General features: G+C 67.0%; 16 protein-coding genes and 3 tRNA genes. 8 read left to right on the top strand and 11 right to left on the bottom strand.

The features are described from left to right. Positions 1-72: 72 nt before the first annotated feature. From rlmB to rnr, 3 genes are all read right to left on the bottom strand, one after another. A complete protein-coding gene (rlmB, locus tag AC5P74_RS07440; protein ID WP_005408775.1) occupies positions 73-816 on the bottom strand; it encodes a 23S rRNA (guanosine(2251)-2'-O)-methyltransferase RlmB in 744 nt (247 codons plus the stop codon). Between the two features lie 148 nt (positions 817-964). After that, positions 965-1,447 carry a GFA family protein gene (locus tag AC5P74_RS07435; RefSeq protein WP_005415882.1) on the bottom strand — a complete coding sequence of 161 codons (483 nt, stop codon included), beginning with the start codon at positions 1,445-1,447 and terminating at the stop codon, positions 965-967. A 123-nt stretch (positions 1,448-1,570) separates the two neighbouring features. Continuing rightward, on the bottom strand, positions 1,571-4,036 hold the full coding sequence (gene rnr / locus AC5P74_RS07430; protein ID WP_053499921.1) for a ribonuclease R: 2,466 nt from the start codon (positions 4,034-4,036) through the stop codon (positions 1,571-1,573). Positions 4,037-4,164: 128 nt separating this feature from the next. Here rnr and AC5P74_RS07425 point away from each other — a divergent pair. Further along, positions 4,165-4,249 (top strand) — tRNA-Leu (locus AC5P74_RS07425). A 153-nt stretch (positions 4,250-4,402) separates the two neighbouring features. Continuing rightward, positions 4,403-4,487, top strand: a tRNA-Leu gene (locus tag AC5P74_RS07420). 56 nt (positions 4,488-4,543) lie between these two features. Here AC5P74_RS07420 and AC5P74_RS07415 read toward each other — a convergent pair. Continuing rightward, a complete protein-coding gene (locus AC5P74_RS07415) occupies positions 4,544-5,290 on the bottom strand; it encodes a sulfite exporter TauE/SafE family protein (RefSeq protein WP_053501281.1) in 747 nt (248 codons plus the stop codon). Positions 5,291-5,390: 100 nt separating this feature from the next. Between AC5P74_RS07415 and AC5P74_RS07410 the strand changes: the two genes are divergently transcribed. Together AC5P74_RS07410 and AC5P74_RS07405 are read left to right on the top strand one after the other, a co-directional pair. Further along, positions 5,391-6,290 (top strand): LysR family transcriptional regulator, encoded by a 900-nt coding sequence (locus AC5P74_RS07410; protein ID WP_053501279.1) that lies wholly within the window; start codon positions 5,391-5,393, stop codon positions 6,288-6,290. Positions 6,291-6,340: 50 nt separating this feature from the next. Next, positions 6,341-6,425, top strand: a tRNA-Leu gene (locus AC5P74_RS07405). Between the two features lie 135 nt (positions 6,426-6,560). Here AC5P74_RS07405 and emrB read toward each other — a convergent pair. The 4 genes from emrB to emrR are packed head-to-tail and all read right to left on the bottom strand — an operon-like array spanning position 6,561 to position 11,284. After that, positions 6,561-8,150 (bottom strand): multidrug efflux MFS transporter permease subunit EmrB, encoded by a 1,590-nt coding sequence (emrB, locus tag AC5P74_RS07400; protein WP_065186080.1) that lies wholly within the window; start codon positions 8,148-8,150, stop codon positions 6,561-6,563. Between the two features lie 7 nt (positions 8,151-8,157). After that, a complete protein-coding gene (emrA, locus tag AC5P74_RS07395; RefSeq protein WP_021204129.1) occupies positions 8,158-9,339 on the bottom strand; it encodes a multidrug efflux MFS transporter periplasmic adaptor subunit EmrA in 1,182 nt (393 codons plus the stop codon). 11 nt (positions 9,340-9,350) lie between these two features. After that, positions 9,351-10,844 carry a multidrug efflux transporter outer membrane subunit EmrC gene (gene emrC, locus AC5P74_RS07390; protein WP_053501022.1) on the bottom strand — a complete coding sequence of 498 codons (1,494 nt, stop codon included), beginning with the start codon at positions 10,842-10,844 and terminating at the stop codon, positions 9,351-9,353. Continuing rightward, complete coding sequence (emrR, locus tag AC5P74_RS07385) at positions 10,841-11,284, bottom strand: multidrug efflux system transcriptional regulator EmrR (RefSeq protein WP_005415875.1); 444 nt, start codon at positions 11,282-11,284, stop codon at positions 10,841-10,843. The genes emrC and emrR overlap by 4 nt, the downstream gene beginning before the upstream one ends. Before the next feature lie 172 nt (positions 11,285-11,456). Here emrR and AC5P74_RS07380 point away from each other — a divergent pair, with 172 nt between their 5' ends. Together AC5P74_RS07380 and parC are read left to right on the top strand one after the other, a co-directional pair. Next, positions 11,457-12,338 carry a helix-turn-helix domain-containing protein gene (locus tag AC5P74_RS07380; RefSeq protein WP_171958382.1) on the top strand — a complete coding sequence of 294 codons (882 nt, stop codon included), beginning with the start codon at positions 11,457-11,459 and terminating at the stop codon, positions 12,336-12,338. Positions 12,339-12,397: 59 nt separating this feature from the next. Next, the gene (gene parC / locus AC5P74_RS07375; protein ID WP_005415873.1) at positions 12,398-14,641 is read left to right on the top strand and encodes a DNA topoisomerase IV subunit A; all 2,244 of its coding nucleotides are present in this window, start codon (positions 12,398-12,400) and stop codon (positions 14,639-14,641) included. Positions 14,642-15,061: 420 nt separating this feature from the next. On the opposite strand, the gene bfr is transcribed toward parC, so the two are convergent. Continuing rightward, positions 15,062-15,550, bottom strand: a complete 489-nt coding sequence (gene bfr, locus AC5P74_RS07370) for a bacterioferritin (RefSeq protein ID WP_005415872.1) — start codon at positions 15,548-15,550, stop codon at positions 15,062-15,064. Positions 15,551-15,674: 124 nt separating this feature from the next. Between bfr and AC5P74_RS07365 the strand changes: the two genes are divergently transcribed. Beyond that, the gene (locus AC5P74_RS07365; protein WP_495204865.1) at positions 15,675-18,002 is read left to right on the top strand and encodes a penicillin acylase family protein; all 2,328 of its coding nucleotides are present in this window, start codon (positions 15,675-15,677) and stop codon (positions 18,000-18,002) included. 82 nt (positions 18,003-18,084) lie between these two features. Here AC5P74_RS07365 and AC5P74_RS07360 read toward each other — a convergent pair whose 3' ends face one another. Then, a complete protein-coding gene (locus AC5P74_RS07360; protein WP_346607925.1) occupies positions 18,085-19,473 on the bottom strand; it encodes a cation:proton antiporter domain-containing protein in 1,389 nt (462 codons plus the stop codon). Between the two features lie 102 nt (positions 19,474-19,575). Further along, positions 19,576-21,267 (bottom strand): asparagine synthase B, encoded by a 1,692-nt coding sequence (asnB, locus tag AC5P74_RS07355; RefSeq protein ID WP_005415869.1) that lies wholly within the window; start codon positions 21,265-21,267, stop codon positions 19,576-19,578. Positions 21,268-21,608: 341 nt separating this feature from the next. Here asnB and AC5P74_RS07350 point away from each other — a divergent pair, with 341 nt between their 5' ends. Further along, complete coding sequence (locus AC5P74_RS07350) at positions 21,609-22,487, top strand: tetratricopeptide repeat protein (protein ID WP_346607924.1); 879 nt, start codon at positions 21,609-21,611, stop codon at positions 22,485-22,487. Positions 22,488-22,603 lie beyond the last annotated feature (116 nt).

Below are 22,603 nucleotides of genomic sequence, written 5' to 3'. Positions count from 1 at the left end.
ATGCCCATGCGGCGCGGTGGGCCGCGCGCGGCAGCCGAGCGTGGGCTCGGCTCTACATGGGCTGTCGCCCGATCAACCGCGCTGGCGCACGGCTTCGAACAGGCTGACGCCGGCGGCGACGGAGACATTCAGGCTCTCGATCTCGCCCGGCATCGGGATCTTGACCAGGCCATCGCAGTTCTCGCGGGTCAGGCGGCGCAGGCCGTCGGCTTCGCCGCCCAGCACCAGCGCGATGTTGCCCTTCAGGTCCAGCTGGTACAGCGAGGCGGTGGCTTCACCGGCCAGGCCGTAGATCCACACGCCCTGCTTCTGCAGGTCCTTCAGGCAACGCGACAGGTTGGTCACCGCCACCACCGGGATGAGGTCGGCGGCGCCGGCCGAGGTCTTGCGCACGGTGGCGTTGACCGTGGCCGACTTGTCCTTGGGGATGATCACTGCAGTCGCACCGGCCGCAGCCGCCGAGCGCAGGCAGGCACCCAGGTTGTGCGGGTCCTGCACCTCATCCAGCACCAGCAGCAGCGCCTTGCCCTCGGCCGCAGTGACCAGGCCTTCCAGCTCGTTCTCGCTGTAGGTGCGGGCGGCGGCATAGCGCGCGGCCACGCCCTGGTGGCGCACCGAGCCCCCCACACCGTCCAGCGCCTGGCTGTTCACCTTGCGCACGTCGATGCCCTTGCGGCGGGCGTTTTCCTCGATCTCGGTCAGGCGCGGGTTCTTCGCACCGGCCTCGACCAGCACTTCGCGGACGTTCTCGGCGTCGTTCTCGATGGAGGAGGCGACGGCGTTGACGCCGACGATCCACTGGCTGTTCTTGCTCATGCGGGCGGGGACCGGAAAGGGGGGGGCTATGGTAGAGCATCGGCGGTCCGGGCGCTGCCGCGCCCCGCCTCCCTGTACGGCCGAACCTGCGCTCGGCTGTCCTGGGTTCAGCCTGCGGCGACAGCGTGGAGACGGCGCTACAGGTGCGTCACCGGCTGCGCGGTGGCCAGTGCGGCGTGTCGTGGTCGGGGTGCTGGTGGGACACGATCGTGGCCAGGAAGTCCAGGGCCGCGATGTCCTCCTCGGTACGCCGTACGGGCAGGCTGGCCAGGCCGTCGACGAAGGGCAGCTTGCGCTCGACCCCGTACTGGATCGTCGGAGGCAGGCGTTCGGCTTCGTCGAACGCGCCAGCAGCCACCGCCACGCCATCGGGCGCTTCGTAGGTCAATGGCGTGCCGCAGTCGGCGCAGAAGCCACGCCGCACCACGTTGGACGACTGGAAATAGCGGGGCTGGCCGCGGGTCCAGCTGAACTGCACGCCGCGCACCGACACCAAGGGCGCGTAGAAGGCACCAAAGGCCTTCTGGCACATCCGGCAATGGCAGATCGAGCTGTCGGTCAGCGCACCACGCACGTGGAAGCGGATCGCGCCGCACTGGCAGCCGCCGCTGTATTCGGGTTGGCCTTGCATTGCTGCTTTCCTCCGGAAGATCGTGTCGACCAAGGTCGACACCTACCTGACGAGCGGTGCGTGCCAACCAACGGTTGGCACCTACCGGGTGAGGTGGGTGCCGACCGTTGGTCGGCACGCTTTTCAATATTGCTTCTTGGTGCGCTTGGCCGGCTTGCCCCGCTCAGGCAGCGGCGGCAGCCCGTCACCCTCGTCCTCGCCCTTGTGTTCGACCAGCCGGAAGTCGATCTTGCGCTCTTCCATGCTGGCCTTCAGCACCAGGATGCGCACGCGGTCGCCCAGCCGGTAGCTGCCGCCGCGGCGCTCGCCGGTCAGCGTCTTGCGGGTCGCGTCGAACTTGTAATAGTCCTGCGGCAGCTGGGTCACGTGGACCAGGCCCTGCACCTTCGACTCGTCCAGTTCCACGAACAGGCCGAAGCTGGTCACGCCGCTGATCACGCCGTCGAACTGGCCGCCCACGTGCTTTTCCATCCACGCCGCACGGTAACGCTCGTCGACCTCGCGCTCGGCCTCGTCGGCACGGCGCTCACGCTCGGAACACTGCAGTGCCAGCGCGGCCATCTCGCGGGCATTGTAGGTGAACTTGTCCAGCGGCTTGCCGGACAGCGCGTGCTTGATCGCGCGGTGTACCAGCAGGTCGGGATAGCGACGGATCGGCGAGGTGAAGTGCGCGTAGGCCTCCAGCGCCAGGCCGAAGTGGCCGTGGTTCTCCGGGCTGTAGATCGCCAGGCTCTGGCTGCGCAGCAGCACCGACTCCAGCAGCGTCGCATCAGGGCGGTCGCGGATCTTCTTCAGCAGTTTGGTGTAGTCACCCGGGCGCACCTTCGACCACGGCGGCAGGCTCAGCTTGAACTCCTTGAGGAATTCCAGCAGGTCGGCGTACTTGGTTTCCGGCGGCTTCTCGTGGATGCGGTACGGCGCCGGCACGTGGCGCGACAGCAGGTACCTGGCCGCCTCGACGTTGGCCGCGATCATGCATTCCTCGATCAGCTTGTGCGCGTCGTTGCGCACCAGCATGCCGGCCTGGGTGACTTCACCACGGTTGTCCAGCACGAAGCGCACCTCGCTGCTTTCGAACTCGATGGCGCCGCGCTTGGCACGTGCCTTGGACAGCACCTTGTACAGCTGGTGCAGGCGCTGCACCTGCGGCAACAGGTCGCCCATCCAGGCCTTGGTATCGGCATCGTCCTCGCCGACCGCCTTCCACACCTGGGTATAGGTCAGGCGCGCGTGCGAATTCATCACCGCCTCGTAGAAGCGCGAATGCGTGACCAGGCCATCGCGGTCGATCTGCATGTCGCAGACGAAGCACATGCGGTCGACTTTCGGCATCAGCGAGCAGATGCCGTTGGACAGCGTCTCCGGCAGCATCGGCACCACGAAGCCCGGGAAGTACACCGAGGTGGCGCGCTTCTGCGCTTCCTCATCCAGCGGCGTACCGGGGCGCACGTAGTTGGAGACATCGGCAATGGCCACCACCAGGCGGAAGCCATCGGCATTTGGCTCGCAGTACACCGCGTCGTCGAAGTCCTTGGCATCCTCACCGTCGATGGTGACCAGCGGCGTGCTGCGCAGGTCGACACGGTCGCCGATCATCGCCGGCTCAACCACCAGCGGCACCGATGCGGCTTCGTCCAGCACCTCCTGCGGGAACTCGAACGGCAGCTCGTGACCGTGGATGGCGGTCTCCACCACCAGCGACGCGGTCAGCTTGTCGCCCAGCACGGCGATGATGCGGCCGATCGGCGGGCGGCGGCTGTCCGGGGCCTGGGTCAGTTCGCAGACCACCAGCTGGCCGTCGCGCGCGCCACCGGTCTGGTCCGGCGGCACCTGCACGTTGCGCTGCACGCGCTTGTCATCGGGCACCACGTAGTTGATGCCCATCTCGATGCTGAAGCGGCCGATCAGGCGGGTCATGCCGCGTTCGAGCACGCGCGCAATGCTGCCCTCGCGACGGCCCCGGTGATCGATGCCGGTCACGCGGGCGAGCACCTTGTCGCCGTGCATCACCTTGCGCATTTCATACGGCGGCAGGAACAGGTCGTCGCCGCCCTCGACCGGACGCAGGAAACCGAACCCTTCCGGGTTGGCGATCACCACGCCGGTGACCAGGTTCAACGTCTGGATCGGGGCGAAACCGCCGCGGCGGTTCTGCACCAGCTGGCCATCACGGACCATGGCACCGAGCCGGCGCGACAGCGCCTCGGCCCGATCCGGTGCGGTCAGGCCCAGGCGTGCACCAAGTTCCTCGGCGGTCTGCGGCCCTTCGCAACGCTCCAGCAGGGCCAGGATGGCCTCGCGGCTGGCGATGGGCTGTTCGTATTTCTCGGCTTCGCGGGCGGCGTAGGGATCGTCGATCACCTTGCCGGTCGGCGGCAGCTTGCGGCCCGGGGCCGGGCCGGGCGCTGCCGCATCAGCGGTGCGGACCTTGCGGCCGCGCGGCGGCGTACCGCCTTCATTCAATTCGGGGAACCAGCCTGGCAGCGGCTTGCCCGGCTTGGGGGTGCGGGCTGCGCCCGCCTTCGGGCCCTTCTTCGGGGCTTGGCTGCGGGACTTGCTCCCGCCCTTGCTTGGTTTTTTGGTAGTCATCGCCCTACATGGTAGCCGTTGATGGCGTGCAGAACGGGTCAGCGCCCGCCCTGGAGGCGTTGGATCAAATAATTTCAGGAAGTCGTTGACAGCTCCCGGATTCATCTTCACAATTGCGCCTCTGGAACGCCCAGGTGGCGGAATTGGTAGACGCACTAGTTTCAGGTACTAGCGGGTAAAACCGTGGAGGTTCGAGTCCTCTCCTGGGCACCAACGAAAAAACTCCTCGCTTCGGCGGGGATTTTTTTTGCCTGTGCGGGTCCCATGGGGTCAGAGCCCGTTTCGCATGCGAAACAGGATCCGACTCCGGGCAAGCAAAAAGTATTGACACCCCCATAACGACACCCCATAATCTCGCTCCTCGACGCCCAGGTGGCGGAATTGGTAGACGCACTAGTTTCAGGTACTAGCGGGTAAAACCGTGGAGGTTCGAGTCCTCTCCTGGGCACCACGTCGAGAATGAGAAAGACCCGCGAAAGCGGGTTTTTTCATGCCCGCAATTTGGCATCAGAACAATGGCCGCAGCACCAGCTCCAGGCCGAGCAACAGCAGGAAGCCAAGGAAGCACGCCCGAAACACCCGTGCGCTGATCCGCTGCCGGATCACCTGCCCCAGCCACATGCCCAGCAGCGCCGGCACCACCGCCAGTGCACTCAAGCCCAGCTGCTGGATGCCGAACGCACCGTGCAGCACCAGGCCCGTGGTCAGTGCAATCGTCGATACGGTGAACGCCAGCCCGAGCGCCTGCACCAGTTCTTCGCGCTGCAACCCCAGTGATTGCAGGTACGGCACCGCCGGCATCACGAACACGCCGGTGGCGCCGGTCACTACGCCGGACAGCGCGCCCACCAGCGGCCCCAGCCAGCGCTCGCGCCGCTGCGGCACGCGGAACACCGGCGCAAGCAACGCATAGGCGGCATAGACCATCAGGGCCACGCCCAGCGCAACGCGCGACCCGCTGCGATCGACCCGTACCAGCAGCGCTGCCGAACCCAGCGTCACCACCACCACGGCCAGCATCATCGGCCACAGGCGCCGCACGATGGGGCCCAGCGCTGGCCCGGACAACAGCTGCCACACATTGGTGACGAAGGTCGGAATGAACAGCATCGACGCTGCCGCCACCGGCGACAGCGTACTGCCCAGCACCCCCATCGCCACCGTCGGCAACCCCATGCCGGTCACCCCCTTGACCACGCCGGCCAATACGAACACCAGCACCAGCAGCACGTAGAAGTACATCGATTCATCCATGCCTTCATTGGATCGGGCGGAGCAACGGCGCACAATGCGGTCTTTCCGGCCCTGCCTTCGGCTGATCCGAAGGCGGTGGCCCTGCGATGAGGGCACCCACATGCGGATGGACATCGCCGACCTGCGCCTGTTCCTGGCAATCGCCGAGGCCGGGAGCATCACTGCCGGCGCAACGCAGGCGAACCTGGCCCTGGGTTCGGCCAGCGAGCGCCTGCGCACGATCGAAGCCGATGCCGGCACCCAGCTGTTGAACCGGCATCCACGTGGCGTCAGCCTGACTGAAGCCGGCGCCGCCCTCGCCCACCATGCACGCCTGATCCTGCAACAGCAGGCACAGCTGCGCGGCGAACTGCAGGCATTCGCGCAGGGGGCGCGCGGCACCCTGCATCTGTATGCCAACACCGCAGCACTGACCAACTACCTGCCCTCGCGGCTCGCACCGTGGTTGGCCGAACGACCCCGCCTGCACGTCGAACTGCTGGAACGCACCAGCCCCGAAGTCGTGCGTGCAATCAGCGCTGGCCAGGCCGAGGCCGGCATCATCAGTGATGCAGTCGACGCCACCGGCCTGCAGCAGCATGTGGTGGCCGAAGATCCACTGGTGATGCTGCTGCCTGCCGATCACCGCTTTGCATCACTGCGCAGCGTGACCTTCGCCGATATTGCCGGCGAGACCTTCGTTGCCCTGGCCGATGGCAATGCACTGCAGACCTACATCGAAGACCAGGCGCGCGACATCGGTCGCCGACTGGACGTGCGCATCCGCATGAAGACCTTCGAGGGCGTCTGCATCATGGTCGGCCACGGCATCGGTGTCGGTATCGTGCCGCGTACCATTGCGCGCCAGCATCGGCGCAGCACGCATACCGTTGCGGTGCCGCTTGCAGATGCGTGGGCACAGCGCCGCCTGTGCGCCTGTTTCGCCGAGTGGGCGCAGCTGTCACCGGCGATGCGCAGCCTGCTGCACCACCTGGGCGTGCAAGCGCAGAAAATAGTGTGAAATGTTGTTGACACACTCTCTGCCGTGCCGCACAATTCATCTCCTGAGTCGCCCAGGTGGCGGAATTGGTAGACGCACTAGTTTCAGGTACTAGCGGGTAAAACCGTGGAGGTTCGAGTCCTCTCCTGGGCACCACGACTCAAGATGATCAAACCCGCGAAAGCGGGTTTTTTCGTTTCCGGAGGCTGGGTGGCACGCGATGACGTGGATCCACCAGACAGAAACCCCGCCTTGCGGCGGGGTTTTGTGCGTTTCAACGCCAATGGTCGATCAATGCCCACCGCCCGCGGACGCCGCACCTGCGCCTGCGCCGAACGGCGGCTTGGCCAGCCACAGGAAGGTGATGATCGCCAGGAAGATCCAGCCCAGCAGGAAGAAGATGTCGTTGAAACCCATCTGCGATGCCTGGTGGTTGATCATGTTGTTCAGTACCGCCGCGCCATGTTGCAGGTCGCCCTGCCCCATTGCAGTGACCTGCTCCTGCATGCCCGGCTGATAGGCCGAGATGTGCTCGGTCAGATCGGCATGGTGCACCTGGGTACGCCGCGCCCACAGCCACGTCGTCAGCGAGGCCGCGAAGCTGCCGCCCAGCGTGCGCAGGAACGTCGCCAGGCCGGAGCCCGCCGCGATCTCGCGCCCATCCAGGTCCGACAGCAGGATCTGCAGCACCGGCATGAAGAACAGCGCCACGCCAATGCCCATGATCAGCTGCACGCCAGCCACGTGCATGTAGTCCACCTGCAGGTTGAAGTTCGAGCGCAGGAAGCTGGTCATCGACAGCACGATGAACGCCACGGTGGCCAGCATGCGCATGTCGAAGCGCGACGCATACTTGCCCACGAACGGCGTCATGATCACCGGCAGGATGCCGATCGGTGCGGTCGCCAGGCCCGCCCAGATCGCGGTATAGCCCATGTCACGCTGCAGCCACTGCGGAATCAGCAACGCCACGCTGAAGAACGCCGCATAGGCCACCACCATCGCCAGCGTGCCGGCACGGAAGTTGCGGTGCCGGAACAGCTTCAGGTCGACGATCGGATCCTTGTCGGTCAGTTCCCAGATCAGGAACACCGTCAGCGTCACCACCGCCACGCAGGCCAGCACCACGATCTTCATCGACGAGAACCAGTCCTCGTCGTTGCCCAGGTCGAGCACCAGCTGCAGCGCGCCGACACCGATCACCAGCGTGATCAGGCCGACGTAGTCCATCTTCGGCTTCTCGATCTGCTCCGGGCGTCCCTTCAGCTGGTTGCCCACCACCAGCGCGGCGAAGATGCCCAGTGGCACGTTGATCAGGAAGATCCATTCCCAGCTGTAGTTGTCGGTGATCCAGCCACCGAGGATCGGGCCGCAGATCGGCGCCACCACCGTGATCATCGCCAGCAGCGCCAATGCCTGTCCGCGTTTCTCGCGCGGGTAGATCGAGACCAGCAGCGACTGTGTGATCGGGTACATCGGACCGGCCACGAAACCCTGCAGCGCACGCGACACCACCAGCATGCCCATGCTCTGCGCAAGGCCGCACAACAGCGAGGTGATGACGAAGGCCAGCGTGGCCCAGACGAACAGTTTGCGTTCGCCGAAACGGCGGCTGAGCCAGCCGGTCAGCGGCAGCGCGATGGCCGTGCTGACCGCGAACGAGGTGATGACCCAGGTCGCCTGCTGCGAACTGGCACCGAGGTTGCCGGCGATGGTCGGCAGCGAGACGTTGGCGATGGTGGTGTCGAGCACCTGCATGAACGACGCCATCGCCAGGCCGACGGTGCACAGGGCGACGCTGGGCGGCAGGAACCCGGAGGCTGCAGCCGGCGCCGCCGGTGCGCCCGGAGCGCCGGGCGCGGCTGGAGCTTGTGCGGACATGGCGACCTCAGCCCACCTTCGCCTGTTGCTGCGGCAGGTTGCCCTGGATGATCGTGTGGATCACCTCGTCGGCATCATGCAGCTGCTTGGCATACACGTCGGTGTCGAACACCGTGCCCTTGGCCGGGGTGCTCGGCAGCACTTCGCCCTTCTGGTCGCGCAGGCTCACTTCGGCCTTCATCGACAGGCCGATGCGCAGCGGGTGCTCGGCCAGCTGCTTGGCATCGATGGCGATGCGCACCGGTACGCGCTGCACGATCTTGATCCAGTTGCCGCTGGCGTTCTGCGCCGGCAGCAGCGAGAACGCCGAGCCGGTGCCCAGGCCCAGGCTCTGGATACGCCCCTTGTACTTCACGTCGCCGGCGTACAGGTCCGACTTCAGCTCCACTTCCTGGCCCAGGCGCATGTGGCGCAGCTGGGTTTCCTTGAAGTTGGCCTCGACCCACATCTGCTCGGTCGGCACCACGGCCATCAGGGCATTGCCCGGCTGCACGCGCTGGCCGACCTGCACCGAACGACGGGCGACGTAGCCGGAGACCGGCGCAACGATGCCGGCGCGGGCATTGTTGAGGAAGGCCTGGCGCAGCTGCGCAGCGGCGGCCTGCACATCCGGCTGGGTGGCGATCACGGTGTCGTCGACCAGCGCGCGGTTGCGCTCGACGGTCTCGCGTGAACCGGCCACGGCGGCTTCGGCCGCGGCCAGCTCGTCGCGGGCGTGGGCCAGTTCTTCGTTGGAGATGGCGCCGGTGGCGGCCAGGTCCTTGCGGCGGGCGTAGTCTTCGCGCACGCGCTTCAGGGTCACCTGGCGGGCGTTCAGGTCCGCCTGCGCGCCTTCCACGCTGCGGTACAGGCCGCGGGTCTGGCGCACGGTCTTGGCCAGGTTGGCTTCGGCCTGCTGCAGCGCCACTGCGGTGTCGGACGGGTCCAGCTGCACCAGCAGCTGGCCGCGCTCCACGCGCATGCCGTCATCGGCATTGATGGCGACCACGGTGCCGGCCACCAGCGGGGTGATCTGCACCTGGTTGCCCTGCACGTAGGCATCGTCGGTCTCTTCGAACCAACGGCCGAACATGAAGTACCACAGCGCCAAAGCGGCAAGCAGCAGCACGACGATCACGAACAGGCCGCGCAGCAGGTTGCCGCGGCGGTTGGGGGCGGCCGGGGCCGCGGTGTCTTGGGTCTGGCTCATGTCGGAGATCTTCAGGAATGCGAGGAATCGGAATGGGAGGCGATCGGTGCGCGGTCGGCGTCAGTGGGCTGGAAACCACCGCCCAGCGCCTTGCTCAGGCGCACCGAGGACTGCACCTGCTGCGACTGCAGGCCGGCCAGCTGCTGCTGCGACTGCAGCAGAGTGGACTGCGCGGTCAGCACGTCCAGGTAGCTGCCGATGCCGGCGCGGTAGCGCTGCTGGGCCAGGTCGAAGGCAGCGCGTGCGGTGTCCACCGCCTGCTGCTGCGACTGCGCCTGCTGTGCCAGCGAGCGCACCGCGTTGACCTGGTCGGCCACATCACGCAGCGCATCGAGCACGGTCTGGTTGTAGTTGGCCACCGCCAGGTCGTACTGCGCATCGGTATTGGCCAGGTTGGCGCGCAGCTTGCCGCCCTCGAAGATCGGCAGGCTCAGCGCAGGGCCGATATAGGCGAAGGTGGAACTGCTCTTCAGCAGGTCGCCCACATCCGGGGCGACCACGCCGGCCAGCGCGGTCAGGTTGAAGCTCGGGTAGAACTTGGTCTTGGCAACCTTGATCTGCTTGTCGGCCGCTTCAACGCGCCAGCGTGCGGCCACGATGTCGGGGCGGCGGCCAAGCAGTTCGCTGGGCAGCACGCCCGGCAGCTGCAGTGCCACCGGATTCAGCGGCTGCGGGCGCTGGATCGACAGGCCACGGTCCGGGCCCTTGCCGACCAGCGCGGCCAGTGCGGTGCGGGCCGCGTCGATGCGCTGCTGGGCGGCCTGCACCTGCTGCTGCGCGGCCGGCACGCGGGCCTCGGCCTGGCGCACCTGCAGATCACTGTCGATGCCGGCGCGGCGGCGCTGGCGGGTCAGTTCAAGTGACTTCTGCGAACGGCTCAGCTCTTCCTCGGCTACGTCGTTGAGCTGCCACGCGTAGGCCAGGTCGGCATAGGCCTGGGTGATGCCAGTGGACAGGTTCAGGCGCGCGGCCTGCGCTTCAACGGTGGCGGCGTGGGCGCCGTCCACGGCGGCTTCCCAGGCGGCGCGCTTGCCGCCCCACAGGTCCACGCCATAACTGAAGTCGAAGGCGACCTGGCTGCTGCCGCCGTAACGGCCACCCATCTCGCTGCCGACCATCGATTCGGGCAGGCGCAGGCCGGTGTAGCCACCGGACACCGACAGGCTCGGCAGTTCGTCGGCACGTGCGGTGCCGACCTGGGCCTGGGCTTGGCGCAGGCGGGCATCGGCGGCGTCAAGGCTCGGGTGGCCGGCCAGGCCCTCGGCGACCAGCGCGTCCAGCTGCGCATCACCCAGTGCCTTCCACCAGTCCTGCGCCGGGAAGCCGGTGGCGCTCAGGTCGGTGTCGGCCAAGGTGCGTTCGCTGTGCAGGCTGTCCACGTCAAGCACGTGGCCCTGCGGGTTGAGGCCACGACTGCTGGCGCAGGCGGCCAGGGCCAGGGCCAGCGCTGACACCAGCAGCGCGCGCCCGGACCGGCGGAGAGTGGAATGCGGGATCGGGTTCATGGGGTCGTCAGTGAATCGCGGATTCGGGTAAGGAGAGACAGAAGCAGCGTGCGCTCGTCGGCGGAAAGATCACGCAGGGCGTAATCCATCACCGCGTCGCCACGCAGCTTCAAGCGCGCCCACAGCGCGCGGCCTTCGTCGGTCAGCACGATCTGCAGTGCCCGCCGGTCCTGCGCATGCGGTTCGCGGCGGACGCAGCCCAGCGCTTCGAGCTTGTCCAGCAGCCGGGTCACCGCGCTGGGCACCTGATCGATGGCCTGGGCCAGTTCGTTGGCGGTGCACGGCGCCATGTTCGAAAGCACCTTCAACCCGATGTAGTGGGTGAAGCCGATGCCCAGATCTTCTTCAGCCATGGACGCGTCGAGCTGGCGGACCAGGCCGTCGCGCACCTGGCGCAGCAGCAGGCCGAAGCTGGGGGGAGTGGTTGCAGGACAGATCATGGGGGAGCATTCTCTTCCAAAAAAAATATTTCTCAATGGAAATATTTGATCTGGCATCGAATGCTGTGTTGCAGCAGTGGGCTGGATCAGTGAAGGCGCCTACCTTAATGACCTGGCCAGGTGGCCCGGTAGTACAATCTAGCCAATGGATGACACATTTCAGCCAGCAGACATGATGAACAAGGCAGAAATCCCCGCTCCCAAACGCCTGCTCAGGGACGAGGCACTGGACTGGTTCGAGCGCAACGACGGTCCCCCGGTGGTCGGTTTCCGTTTCGACAGCCCGCAAGGGCTGGTCCGTGAAGTGGATTGGCATCATCACCAGCGCGCGCAGCTGATCTGCGTCGAGCGCGGCCTGCTGACCACCCGTACCTCGCACGGCACCTGGTCGCTGGCGCCGGGCTCGGCCGGCTGGATGCCACCGCTGGAGCCGCACACGGTCACCCTCGACGGCCCTCTGCGTGGCTGGGGCATGGCGCTGGCGGCTCCGGTCTGCGCCACCCTGCCCTCCGATCCCTGCGTGCTGGGCCTGTCCAAGCTGGCGCAGGCGCTCGCCGACCGCATCTGTGACTGGCCACCGGGCTACGACACCACCTCCGAACGCCAGCACATCATCGAAGTGCTGGTGGACGAGATCCGCACAGCGCCACGCCAGCGCATGCACCTGCCGATGCCGCATGACCGGCGCCTGCTGAAGATCGCCTCGCAGCTGCTGGCCGACCCGTCCGACGAACGCAGCCTGGCCGAATGGGCGCACTGGGCCGGCCTGTCACCGCGCAGCCTGACCCGCCACTTCCGCGACGAGACCACGCTCAGCTTCGCCCAGTGGCGGCAGCAGGCCCGGCTCTCCGAAGCCCTGCGCCAGTTGACCGATGGCCGCAGCGTCGCCGACATCGCCCACGCACTGGGCTTCAGCAGCGCCAGCGCCTTCGTCACCGTGTTCCGCCGCCACTTCGGGCTGCCACCGGGGCGCTACCTGGCGCGGGCCGGCCACGGCCTGGAAACCGGGCTGGACCCTGCGCGCGGCTTGGCATCCCCCGCCGCATCCGGATAATCACAGGATTGCGAGCGGCGACCGCCGTCGCCGCCTCCCGACATAGGTAACAACGCCGCATGACCGAACTTGCCCGCCCCGTGTTCCACGGATTCGAACAACTGCCGCTGCGCGAGTACGCCGAACGCGCCTACCTCGACTACTCGATGTACGTGGTCCTGGACCGTGCCCTGCCGTTCATCGGCGACGGCCTGAAGCCGGTGCAGCGCCGCATCATCTATTCGATGAGCGAGCTGGGCCTGAATGCCGCGTCCAAGCCGAAGAAGTCCGCGCGCACCGTCGGCGACGTCATCGGTAAATACCACCCGCACGGCGACAGCGCGTGCTACGAGGCGCTGGTGCTGATGGCGCAGCCGTTCTCGTACCGCTACCCGCTGATCGAGGGTCAGGGCAACTTCGGCTCCAGCGACGACCCGAAGTCGTTCGCGGCGATGCGTTACACCGAATCCAAGCTGACCCCGATCGCCGAAGTGCTGCTGGGCGAACTGGGCCAGGGCACCACCGACTGGGCACCGAACTTCGACGGTACCCTGCAGGAGCCGACCTGGATGCCGGCGCGGCTGCCGCACCTGCTGCTCAACGGCACCACCGGCATCGCCGTGGGCATGGCCACCGACGTGCCGCCGCACAATCTCAACGAGATCGTCAGCGCGCTGCTGCACCTGCTGGACAACCCCGACGCCACCGTGCGCGACCTGTGCGAACACGTGCAGGGCCCGGACTACCCGTCCAGCGCCGAGATCATCACTGCGGCCAATGACCTGCGCAACATCTACGAGACTGGCAACGGCAGCGTGCGTGCACGCGCGACCTTCACCAAGGAAGCCAGCAACATCGTGATCACGGCGCTGCCGTTCCAGGTGTCGCCGTCGAAGGTGATCGAGCAGATCGCCGCACAGATGCGCGCCAAGAAGCTGCCGTGGCTGGAAGACATCCGCGATGAATCCGACCACGCCAACCCGGTGCGCGTGGTGCTGGTGCCGCGTTCGAACAGGGTCGACGCCGACCAGCTGATGGGCCACCTGTTCGCCACTACGGACCTGGAGCGCAGCTACCGCGTCAACCTCAACGTGATCGGGCTGGACGGCCGTCCGCAGGTGAAGAACCTGAAGACGCTGCTCAGCGAATGGCTGACCTTCCGCAGCAACACCGTCACCCGCCGCCTGCAGCACCGCCTGCAGAAGGTCGAGCGCCGGCTGCACCTGCTGGAAGGCCTGCTGGTCGCCTTCCTCAACCTGGACGAGGTGATCCACATCATCCGTACCGAGGACGAACCGAAGGCGGCGCTGATCGCGCGCTTCGGACTGTCCGAGGAACAGGCCGAGTACATCCTGGAAACCAAGCTGAAGCAGCTGGCCCGCCTGGAAGAGATGAAGATCCGCGGCGAGCAGGAAGAGCTGGCCAAGGAGCGCGAGAAGATCCTCGGCATCCTCGACAGCAAAGCCAAGCTGAAGAAGCTGATCCGCGATGAACTGACCGCCGACGCCAGGAAGTTCGGCGACGCACGCCGTTCGCCGCTGGTGCAGCGCCAGGCGGCGCAGGCCATCGACGAGACCGAGCTGGTGCCGAGCGAACCGATGACCGTGGTGCTGTCGGAGAAGGGCTGGATCCGTGCCGCCAAGGGCCACGACGTCGATGCATCTGCCCTGTCCTACCGTGAAGGCGACGGACTGCAGGGCGCGGTGCGCGCACGCAGCACCCAGCAGGTCGCGTTCCTCGACAGCGAGGGCCGCGCCTACTCGACGCCGGTGCACACCTTGCCCTCCGCGCGTGGCAATGGTGAACCGCTGACCGGCCGCTTCTCGCCGGCACCGGGCACCAGCTTCGTGACCCTGGCCAGCGCCGAGCCGGACACCCGCTTCGTGCTGGCCTCCAGCCACGGTTATGGCTTCGTCACCCGCTTCGAGAACCTGATCGGCCGCAACAAGGCCGGCAAGGCGATGCTGAACCTGTCTGCAGGTTCGTCGGTGCTGACCCCGTCGGCAGTGGCCAACGTCGCCACCGACCGCATCGTGGCAGTGACCAGCTCCGGCAACCTGCTGGCGATCGCCGCCAACGACCTGCCGGAACTGGACAAGGGCAAGGGCAACAAGATCATCGAGATCCCGAAGGCCAAGCTCGCCACCGAACGCGTGGTCGCCATCGTGGCGATCAGCCCGGGGCAGACCCTGCAGGTCCGCGCCGGCCAGCGCACGATGGGGCTGAAGTTCAACGAGCTCGACGCCTACCTCGGCGCCCGCGCCACACGCGGCCACCTGCTGCCGCGCGGCTGGCAGAAGGTGGAAGGGTTGTCGGTGGAGTGAGGCACCGCTCCTGGCAGGTGTCAACCTTGGTTGAGGTGGGTGTCAACCTTGGTTGACACGCATTACCCCGGTCCACGCCAACCTCGGTTGGCGATTTCCATCCCAATGGGATCAGAGCCGTTTTCGTCGAAAACGGATCTGACCCCGGACACGAAAAAGCCGGGGATTCCCCGGCTTTTTCGTTGTCGGCTGGCGGGCGGTGGAGCAGCTGGCGGGCGAAGGCGGGCTCGCGGTGCTCCGGTGCTGGCGTGCGACAGAACGCTGTGCTTCTTCTGGCGGAGCCGACCGCAGGTCGGCTGCTTCCCGCTTCTGGTAGAGCCGACCGCTGGTCGGCTGCTTTCTGCAGAGCAGCCGACCAGCGGTCGGCTCTACCGGAAGGCAGCCGAGCATTGGCTCGGCTCTACAGAGAGCGACGTCGGCTCAGTGCGCCGGGGCGCCGCTGCCGTCGATCTTGCTCAGCTGGTACAGCTCCAGGCCGATGCGCTTGATCAGGCCCAGCTGCTGTTCCAGCCACCAGGCGTGGTCTTCTTCGGTGTCCTTCAGCTGCGCCAGCAGGATGTCGCGGCTCACGTAGTCGCCCTTCTCCTCGCACAGCTTCATGCCGGCGGCGAGATTGTTCCGAACGGCGTATTCAGTGTCGAGATCCTTCTGCAGCATCTCTTCGACGGTTTTGCCCGGCTCGGTGGCGTGCGGGCGCATGTCCGGGTCGCCGCCCAGGAACAGGATCCGGCGCAGCAGCGCATCGGCGTGCTGGGTTTCCTCTTCCATCTCGTGGTTCAGGCGTTCGTAAAGTGCGAACAGGCCCTGATCCTCGTAGCGGCGGGAATGGATGAAGTACTGGTCGCGGGCAGCGAGCTCGCCACGCAGCAGTTCCTTCAGGCAGGCGATGACGTCCGGGTTGCCTTTCATGGGGGGGCTCCTGTGAATCGATGTGGCATAGGGTGCCGCATTTCAGAATACGGTGATCTAATCGGAATCAGTCGCAGTTGCGCCTGCGGCTACAATCGGCCCACGAGTTCGGAAAGGACGTGCGATGCGACGTACATGGCGTTGGGTGCTGGGCGTATTGATCGCCATCGTCCTGGTCACCGCCCTGGTGCTGTGGCTGCTGCTGCGCGGCAGCCTGGCCGATCTGGACGGCGAGCATGCGTTGCCGGGACTGGCGAAGCCGGTCACCCTCGAACGCGATGCGCTGGGCGTGGTCACCATCACGGCCGGCAGCCAGGCCGACGCGATGCGCGCACTCGGCCGCGTACACGCGCAGGAACGCTACTTCGAGATGGACCTGATGCGCCGCAGCGCCGCCGGCGAACTGTCCGCACTGTTCGGACCGAAGGCCATCGACGCCGACAAGCGCATGCGCGTGCACCGTTTGCGCGCACGCACCGAGGCACACATGGACGCTGCATTGGGCGACAACGGCGATGCCGTGCGCGCCTACGTGGACGGCGTCAACGAAGGCCTTGCCGACCTCTCCGTGCGGCCGTGGGCGTACCTGCTGCTGCGGCAGTCACCGCAGCCTTGGCAGGCCAGCGACAGCGTGCTGGCCGGGCTGGCCATGTACGCCGACCTGCAGGATCCCGGCAACCAGACCGAGCTTGCGCTCAGCCGCATCCGCGCGGTGGTGCCGTCGGCGCTGTACGCACTGATCGCCCACGACGGCACTGAATGGGATGCACCGCTGTTCGGCGAACCGACCGGCAACGCCACGCTGCCCGGTGCCAGCCAGCTGGACCTGCGCACGCTGAAGGGAAAACCGGGCACCGGGCAGGAAGAAGCCGATGCCGTCGGCAGCAACAACTTCGCGGTGGGCGGTGCGCTCACCGCCGACGGCCGCGCCATTGTTGCCGACGACATGCACCTGGGCCTGCGCGCACCCAGCCTGTGGTTCCGCGTGCGCCTGCGCTACCCCGACCCGCAGGCCGCTGGCGGCCAGGTCGACGTCACCGGCTTCTCGCTGCCGGGCCTTCCGGCCGTGATCGTCGGCAGCAACGGGCACGTCGCCTGGGGCTTCACCAACAGCTACATCGACACGGCGGACTACCGCACCGAACCGGCCAATGCCGCAGTGACGGTGCATGAAGAACGGATTGCGGTGGCCGGCCAGGCCGATGTGCGGTTCCCGGTACGCGAAACCGCCTGGGGACCGATCCTGCACACGCATGCCGATGGCAGCGGCGACGCGCTGCGCTGGGTCGCCCAGCTGCCCGGTGCGGTGCGCCTGGACTTCGGTGACCTGGCCCGCGCCGGTGATCTGGACGCAGCCCTGCAGTTCGCCGACCACGCCGGCATTCCCGCACAGAACCTGGTGGTCGGCGACCGCAGCGGACGCATCGCCTGGCGCCTGATCGGCGCCCGCCCGGATCGCGGTCCGGGCTGCGCGCCGGCCGGCTTCAACGCCGCCCACAACCAGGAGTGCGCCCCCTGGCCGATCCGCAGCGATGCCTCGCCGGCATTGATCGATCCCCCCAACCATCGCCTGTGGACCGCCAACGGCCGCGTCCTCGACGGCGAGGCGCTGGCTACCGTCGGCAATGGAGGTTATGACCTGGGTGCCCGTGCGCGGCAGATCCGCGACCTGCTGGCGATCCAGGAGCGCTTCGATGAACACGACCTGCTGGCGATCCAGCTCGACGATCGCGCGGTGTTCCTGCAGCGCTGGTGGGCGCTGCTGCACGACGTCATCGAACGCAGTGACGACCCTGCACTGAAGCGCTTGAAGGAGGCCAGCCATCAATGGGGCGGCCGTGCCTCGGCCAGCTCGGTCAGCTACCGGGTGGTGCGTGAGTTCCGTACGCAGGTGATGAAGACACTGTCCGATGCACTGCTGGCACCGGCCAATGCGCAGCTGGGCGATGACTATCTGGAGCCGCGCCTGGCGCAGCTGGAAGGCGTGGCCTGGCCGATGCTGCAGCAGCGGCCGGCCAATCTGCTGCCACCGGCCTTCGACAGCTGGGATGCACTGCTGATCGACGCTGCACGCCGTACCGAAAACGAGTTGACCAGGCAGGGACCGCTGGCCAAACGCAGCTGGGGCGAACGCAACACCGCAGCGATCTGCCATCCCATCGCACGGGCGCTGCCGGACATCGCCAAACGCTGGCTGTGCATGCCGGCCGACCGCCTGCCCGGCGACCGCGACATGCCGCGCGTGCAGACGCCGAACTTCGGCGCTTCCGAGCGCATGGTGGTTTCACCGGGCCACGAGGCCGACGGCATCGTGCACATGCCCGGCGGCCAGAGTGGGCATCCACTGTCGCCCTACTGGGGTGCCGGCCACGAAGACTGGGTGCATGGCCGGCCGACGCCGTTCCTGCCCGGCAAGGCGCAGCACACCATGACGCTGGTGCCGGCGCGGTAGTGCCGGCCGCTGGCCGGCATCCATGCAGGTGCATCCAGCATCATGAGGTTGCCGGCCAGCGGCCGGCACTACCGTTCAACGCTCAGCCCCTGCGCCGCTCGATCAGGTTCAACAGTGGCCCGGTCATCGCCGTTGTCACCAGCGCCATGATCACCAGCACCGCGAACAGCCGGTCACCGAGCAGGCCAAGTTCGTAGCCCAGGTTGAGCACGATCAGCTCCATCAGGCCACGGGTGTTCATCAGTGCACCCAGCCGCCACGACTCACGGGCGGGCATGCCGGCACTGCGTGCGGCACTGAAGGTGCCCAGCAGCTTGCCCGTCGTGGCTACCGCGATCACCACCACGCACAACAGGCCATCGCTGGCCTGCAGTGTATCGGCGCGCATGCGCAGGCCGGTCATGGCGAAGAACAGCGGCAGCAGCAGCGTCACCGCGAACGGTTCGACGCGCGCCATCAGCAGCTCGCGCAACTGCACATTGGACGACACCGCCACGCCCGCCGCGAACGCACCGAACAGCGCATGGATGCCGAGCATCTCGGTGACCAGGGCACTGGCCAGCGACAGCAGCAGGATGCCCAACAGCCACCGCCCCTCACGGCCCGGCGCGATCTGCTGGCGGGCGAACCACGGCCTCACCAGCCCCAGCATCAGCGCCACGAACGCGACCACGCACAGCAGGTTGAGGCTGGCTGGCAGCCATCCGCTGGCCTGGGCGGCGGCCACGATCAGCGCCAGCAGGCACCACGCGGTGGCATCACCCAATGCAGCGCAGGCGATGGCGGTCTGACCCAACGGGGTCTGCGTGATGCCGCGATCGGCAAGGATGCGCAGCAACACGGGGAAGGCGGTGATGCTCATCGAAATGCCGACGAACAGTGCGAATGCCGTGAAGCTCACCCCCTGTGGGCCGTGCTGCGGGTACAGCCAGATCGCCAGGGCGACGCCAAGCACGAACGGCACCGCGATGCCGGCATGGCTGACCGTAAAGGCGAAACGCCGGCGTCCACGCAGCGCCGCCAGGTCCAGCTCGGCACCGGCCACCAGCAGGAACATCAGCACACCCAACTGGCTGAGCATGCCCAGCGGGCCCAGCGAGCTGGGCGGGAACAAGGCTCCATGCAGCGGCGGCAACAGGCTGCCGAGCATCAATGGGCCCATCATCAGGCCGGCGGCCATCTCGCCGATCACCGCCGGTTGTCCAAAGTGCTTGAGCAGCGCGCCTGCGCCCTTGGCCACCAGCAGCAGCACCAGCAGCTGCAGCAGGAACAGGCCCAGCGGCGACGCCAGATGCTGCACCCAGGTGGCTTCAGCCGTGGCCGTGGCACGGGCAACAGCTTCGGGCGCCGCCGGCCCGGCATAACGGGCCAGCAGCACGCCGACCAGCAGCGGGACCCCGGCCCAGGCCAGGTAGCGCCATCCCCACTTCGTCGGTGGCACCTGGCCCCCGCTGTGTACGTCCATGAACATTCCCCAATGTGCAGGGGGGCGATCATACAAAAAGGGGACGGAGGGGATTAAGTCGTTAGTGGCACAAGCGCCCCGCCCCCCCCTCCGTCCCTTTTTCGGGGCTTACGCCAGTGCCTGCTCGTGCACGCCAGCGATCGCGCGCCCCGACGGATCTGCAGCTGCGGCGAAGCTGGCATCCCACGCGATCGCCGCAGGCGACGAGCAGGCGATGGACTTGCCACCCGGCACGGTCTCGGCGGCCGCCCGGCTCGGGAAGAACTGCTCGAACAGGTGACGGTAGTAGTAGGCCTCCTTGGTCTGCGGCGGGTTGTGCGGGAAGCGCTTGTCGGCCGCTGCCAGCACACGGTCGCTCACCTGAGCTTCGGCATGCGCCTTCAGTCCGTCGATCCAGCCATAGCCAACGCCATCGCTGAACTGCTCCTTCTGCCGCCACAGGATGCTGTCCGGCAGGTAGCCTTCGAACGCCTCGCGCAGCACCGCCTTCTCGATGCGGCGGCTACCAAAGCCTGCACCGACCATCTTGTGCGCGGCGTCGAAGCGCATCGCCACATCGAGGAATTCGCGATCCAGGAACGGCACCCGCGGCTCCACACCCCAGGCCATCATCGACTTGTTGGCGCGCAGGCAGTCGTAGTTGTGCAGCGCGTCGAGCTTGCGCACCAGCTCGTCGTGGAACTCACGCGCATCCGGCGCCTTGTGGAAGTACAGGTAACCACCGAAGATCTCGTCGCTGCCCTCGCCGGAAAGCACCATCTTCACCCCCATGGCCTTGATCCGCCGTGCCAGCAGGAACATCGGCGTCGATGCGCGGATGGTGGTGACGTCGTAGGTTTCGATATGGCGGATCACCTCCGGCAGTGCATCAAGGCCTTCCTCGAACGTGTACTCGAAGCCGTGATGCACGGTGCCCAGCGCTTCGGCGGCGATTGCAGCGGCGGCCAGATCGGGCGAGCCCTTCAAGCCGATCGCGAACGAGTGCAGGCGCGGCCACCAGGCTTCGGTCTGCCCCCCATCCTCGATGCGACGACGTGCATAGCGCGCGGCCACCGCCGCCACCAGCGACGAGTCCAGGCCACCAGACAGCAGCACGCCGTACGGCACATCGCTCATCAGCTGGCGTTCCACCGCATGCTCGAAGGCCTGGCGCAGCTCGGCCAGATCGGCCTGGCGACCCTGCACGTCAGCGTAGTCGCGCCACGGCTGCTGGTAGTAGCGCACCAGCTCACCGCTGGCACTGTCGAAATAGTGACCCGGCGGGAACTGAGCGACGTCGGCACAGGTATCGACCAGTGCCTTCATTTCCGAGGCCACTCGCAGACGTCCCTGGGCATCGTGGCCCCAGTACAGCGGCACCACGCCGACCGGGTCGCGCGCCACCAGCACACGACCGGCACCACGGTCCCACAGCGCGAATGCGAAGATGCCATTGAGCTGCTCCAGCCACTGCGCTGGCGAAGCGCCCTGGCGGTACAGCGCATTGATCACTTCACAGTCCGAACCGGTCTGGAAGTCATAGGCGGTGGTCAGTGCGGCCTTCAGTTGCTGGTGGTTGTAGATCTCGCCGTTGACCGCCAGCGCCAGCTGGCCGTCGGCCGACAGCAGTGGTTGCGAGCCGCCGGCCGGGTCGACGATGGCCAACCGCTCGTGGACCAGCAGCGCGCCTTCGTCAAGATACACGCCGCTCCAGTCCGGGCCGCGGTGGCGCTGGCGCTGCGACAGTTCCAGCGCATGGCGGCGCAGGGCCGGAAGATCGTCACCGGCCTGCAGGCCGAAGATTCCGAAGATCGAACACATGGGGGAGCTCCTGTTGGGGGAATTTCACGGGTGGGAGGGTGTTCGACCGGCCATCCAGGCCCGAGTGGGGCTGCGCCCGGGCACAAAAAAAACCCGCATCGACCGATGCGGGTTTTCTGGTGTCCGGGCGTGTGTTGCTGTCTATCTACCCAGGGCGCAGTCCCGCATCGGCCGCGCACGATTATTCGCGCGCAGATTATTGCGGTTGTTGTTATTGACGGCGGTGGCCAGGCGGATCGACATGGCATCGACCCTACTCCGGTTTCCGGCACGGCGCAACCGTTGCGTTGGCAACCACTCCCCGGCGCGCATAATGGCCCGCCGCGAAACGTGTAATGGAAATGCAACACCGCACTGGACGCAGAGCCGCGCTGGCCACCCTGCTCTGCCTGGGCCTGGCCGCCTGCCAGACCCCGCCCCGTCCGTCGCCCCTGCCGCCGGCTCAGCTGCAGGGCCTGGAACAACGCGGCGCCGATGGCAGCTTCGAGGGTGCCTTTGATACCGCGCAGACCTTCGAGCGCTTCAACGATCCGCGCGCCATCGCCTACTACGAGCGCGCCGCAGCGGTCACGCCGTGGACCTTCCACAACACCAGGGCGGAAGAAGCACTGGGCAGGATCTGGATCTCCGGCACGCTGCGCCATGCCGACAGCCCCCACATCAACCCGGCACCGGTGCTGCGCGCGTCCTGGCGACGCGGTGAACGAGCCTATCTGGCGGCCGCGTACCACGGCAATCCCTATGCGTTCCACGAACTCGCCAAGGCCTATCGCCAGCAAGGCGACGCGCAGCAGGCACTGCGCTGGGACCTGCGCGGAATGATCTACGAGCGCTATCCGAGTTCATCGTCACGACTGCCGGATGCGGTCGCCGCACAGGGTGACACCGTGCATCCGCGGGTTGCGCAGATCCAGCGTCGCGCCGAGCGTGGCGATTCCGACGCACAGGTCGATCTGGGCGCGCTGCTGGAAAAGGGCGTAGGCCTGCCACGCGATCCTGCGCGTGCGCTGCAGCTGTACCAGCGCGCTGGCGAGAAAGGCAATGTGTTCGGCCAGTACTTCGCCGGACTGCTGCTGGGCCGCGGTGCGCCCGGCGTGGAGAAGGACACCGACGCAGCCGCGCGCTGGTTCGCCAGGGCCGAAGCGCAGCACTTCTACATGGCCGCGCCGAGCTACTGGGAAAAAGCGAACAAGCCGCCGTTCTTCCTTTTTTCAGAATAGTAGAGCCGAGCCATGCTCGGCTGCTTCTGCCGGTGGACATCAGCCGAGCATGGCTCGGCTCTACAGAGATGTAGCTCCGGCGGGGGGGGGGCGTGCCGACCAACGATCGGCACCCA

It is taken from the genome of Stenotrophomonas sp. YJH_SMC_94-11, from assembly GCF_059370435.1.
The sequence above is the reverse complement of the archived record's forward strand: the minus strand, read 5'-3'. Positions and strand labels throughout refer to the sequence as shown.

Coding starts and splice junctions, on each gene's coding strand:
- rlmB (WP_005408775.1), bottom strand. CDS start 816: ATGAGCAAGAACAGCCAGTGGATCGTCGGCGTCAACGCCGTCGCCTCC.
- AC5P74_RS07435 (WP_005415882.1), bottom strand. CDS start 1,447: ATGCAAGGCCAACCCGAATACAGCGGCGGCTGCCAGTGCGGCGCGATC.
- rnr (WP_053499921.1), bottom strand. CDS start 4,036: ATGACTACCAAAAAACCAAGCAAGGGCGGGAGCAAGTCCCGCAGCCAA.
- AC5P74_RS07415 (WP_053501281.1), bottom strand. CDS start 5,290: ATGGATGAATCGATGTACTTCTACGTGCTGCTGGTGCTGGTGTTCGTA.
- AC5P74_RS07410 (WP_053501279.1), top strand. CDS start 5,391: ATGCGGATGGACATCGCCGACCTGCGCCTGTTCCTGGCAATCGCCGAG.
- emrB (WP_065186080.1), bottom strand. CDS start 8,150: ATGTCCGCACAAGCTCCAGCCGCGCCCGGCGCTCCGGGCGCACCGGCG.
- emrA (WP_021204129.1), bottom strand. CDS start 9,339: ATGAGCCAGACCCAAGACACCGCGGCCCCGGCCGCCCCCAACCGCCGC.
- emrC (WP_053501022.1), bottom strand. CDS start 10,844: ATGAACCCGATCCCGCATTCCACTCTCCGCCGGTCCGGGCGCGCGCTG.
- emrR (WP_005415875.1), bottom strand. CDS start 11,284: ATGATCTGTCCTGCAACCACTCCCCCCAGCTTCGGCCTGCTGCTGCGC.
- AC5P74_RS07380 (WP_171958382.1), top strand. CDS start 11,457: ATGATGAACAAGGCAGAAATCCCCGCTCCCAAACGCCTGCTCAGGGAC.
- parC (WP_005415873.1), top strand. CDS start 12,398: ATGACCGAACTTGCCCGCCCCGTGTTCCACGGATTCGAACAACTGCCG.
- bfr (WP_005415872.1), bottom strand. CDS start 15,550: ATGAAAGGCAACCCGGACGTCATCGCCTGCCTGAAGGAACTGCTGCGT.
- AC5P74_RS07365 (WP_495204865.1), top strand. CDS start 15,675: ATGCGACGTACATGGCGTTGGGTGCTGGGCGTATTGATCGCCATCGTC.
- AC5P74_RS07360 (WP_346607925.1), bottom strand. CDS start 19,473: ATGTTCATGGACGTACACAGCGGGGGCCAGGTGCCACCGACGAAGTGG.
- asnB (WP_005415869.1), bottom strand. CDS start 21,267: ATGTGTTCGATCTTCGGAATCTTCGGCCTGCAGGCCGGTGACGATCTT.
- AC5P74_RS07350 (WP_346607924.1), top strand. CDS start 21,609: ATGCAACACCGCACTGGACGCAGAGCCGCGCTGGCCACCCTGCTCTGC.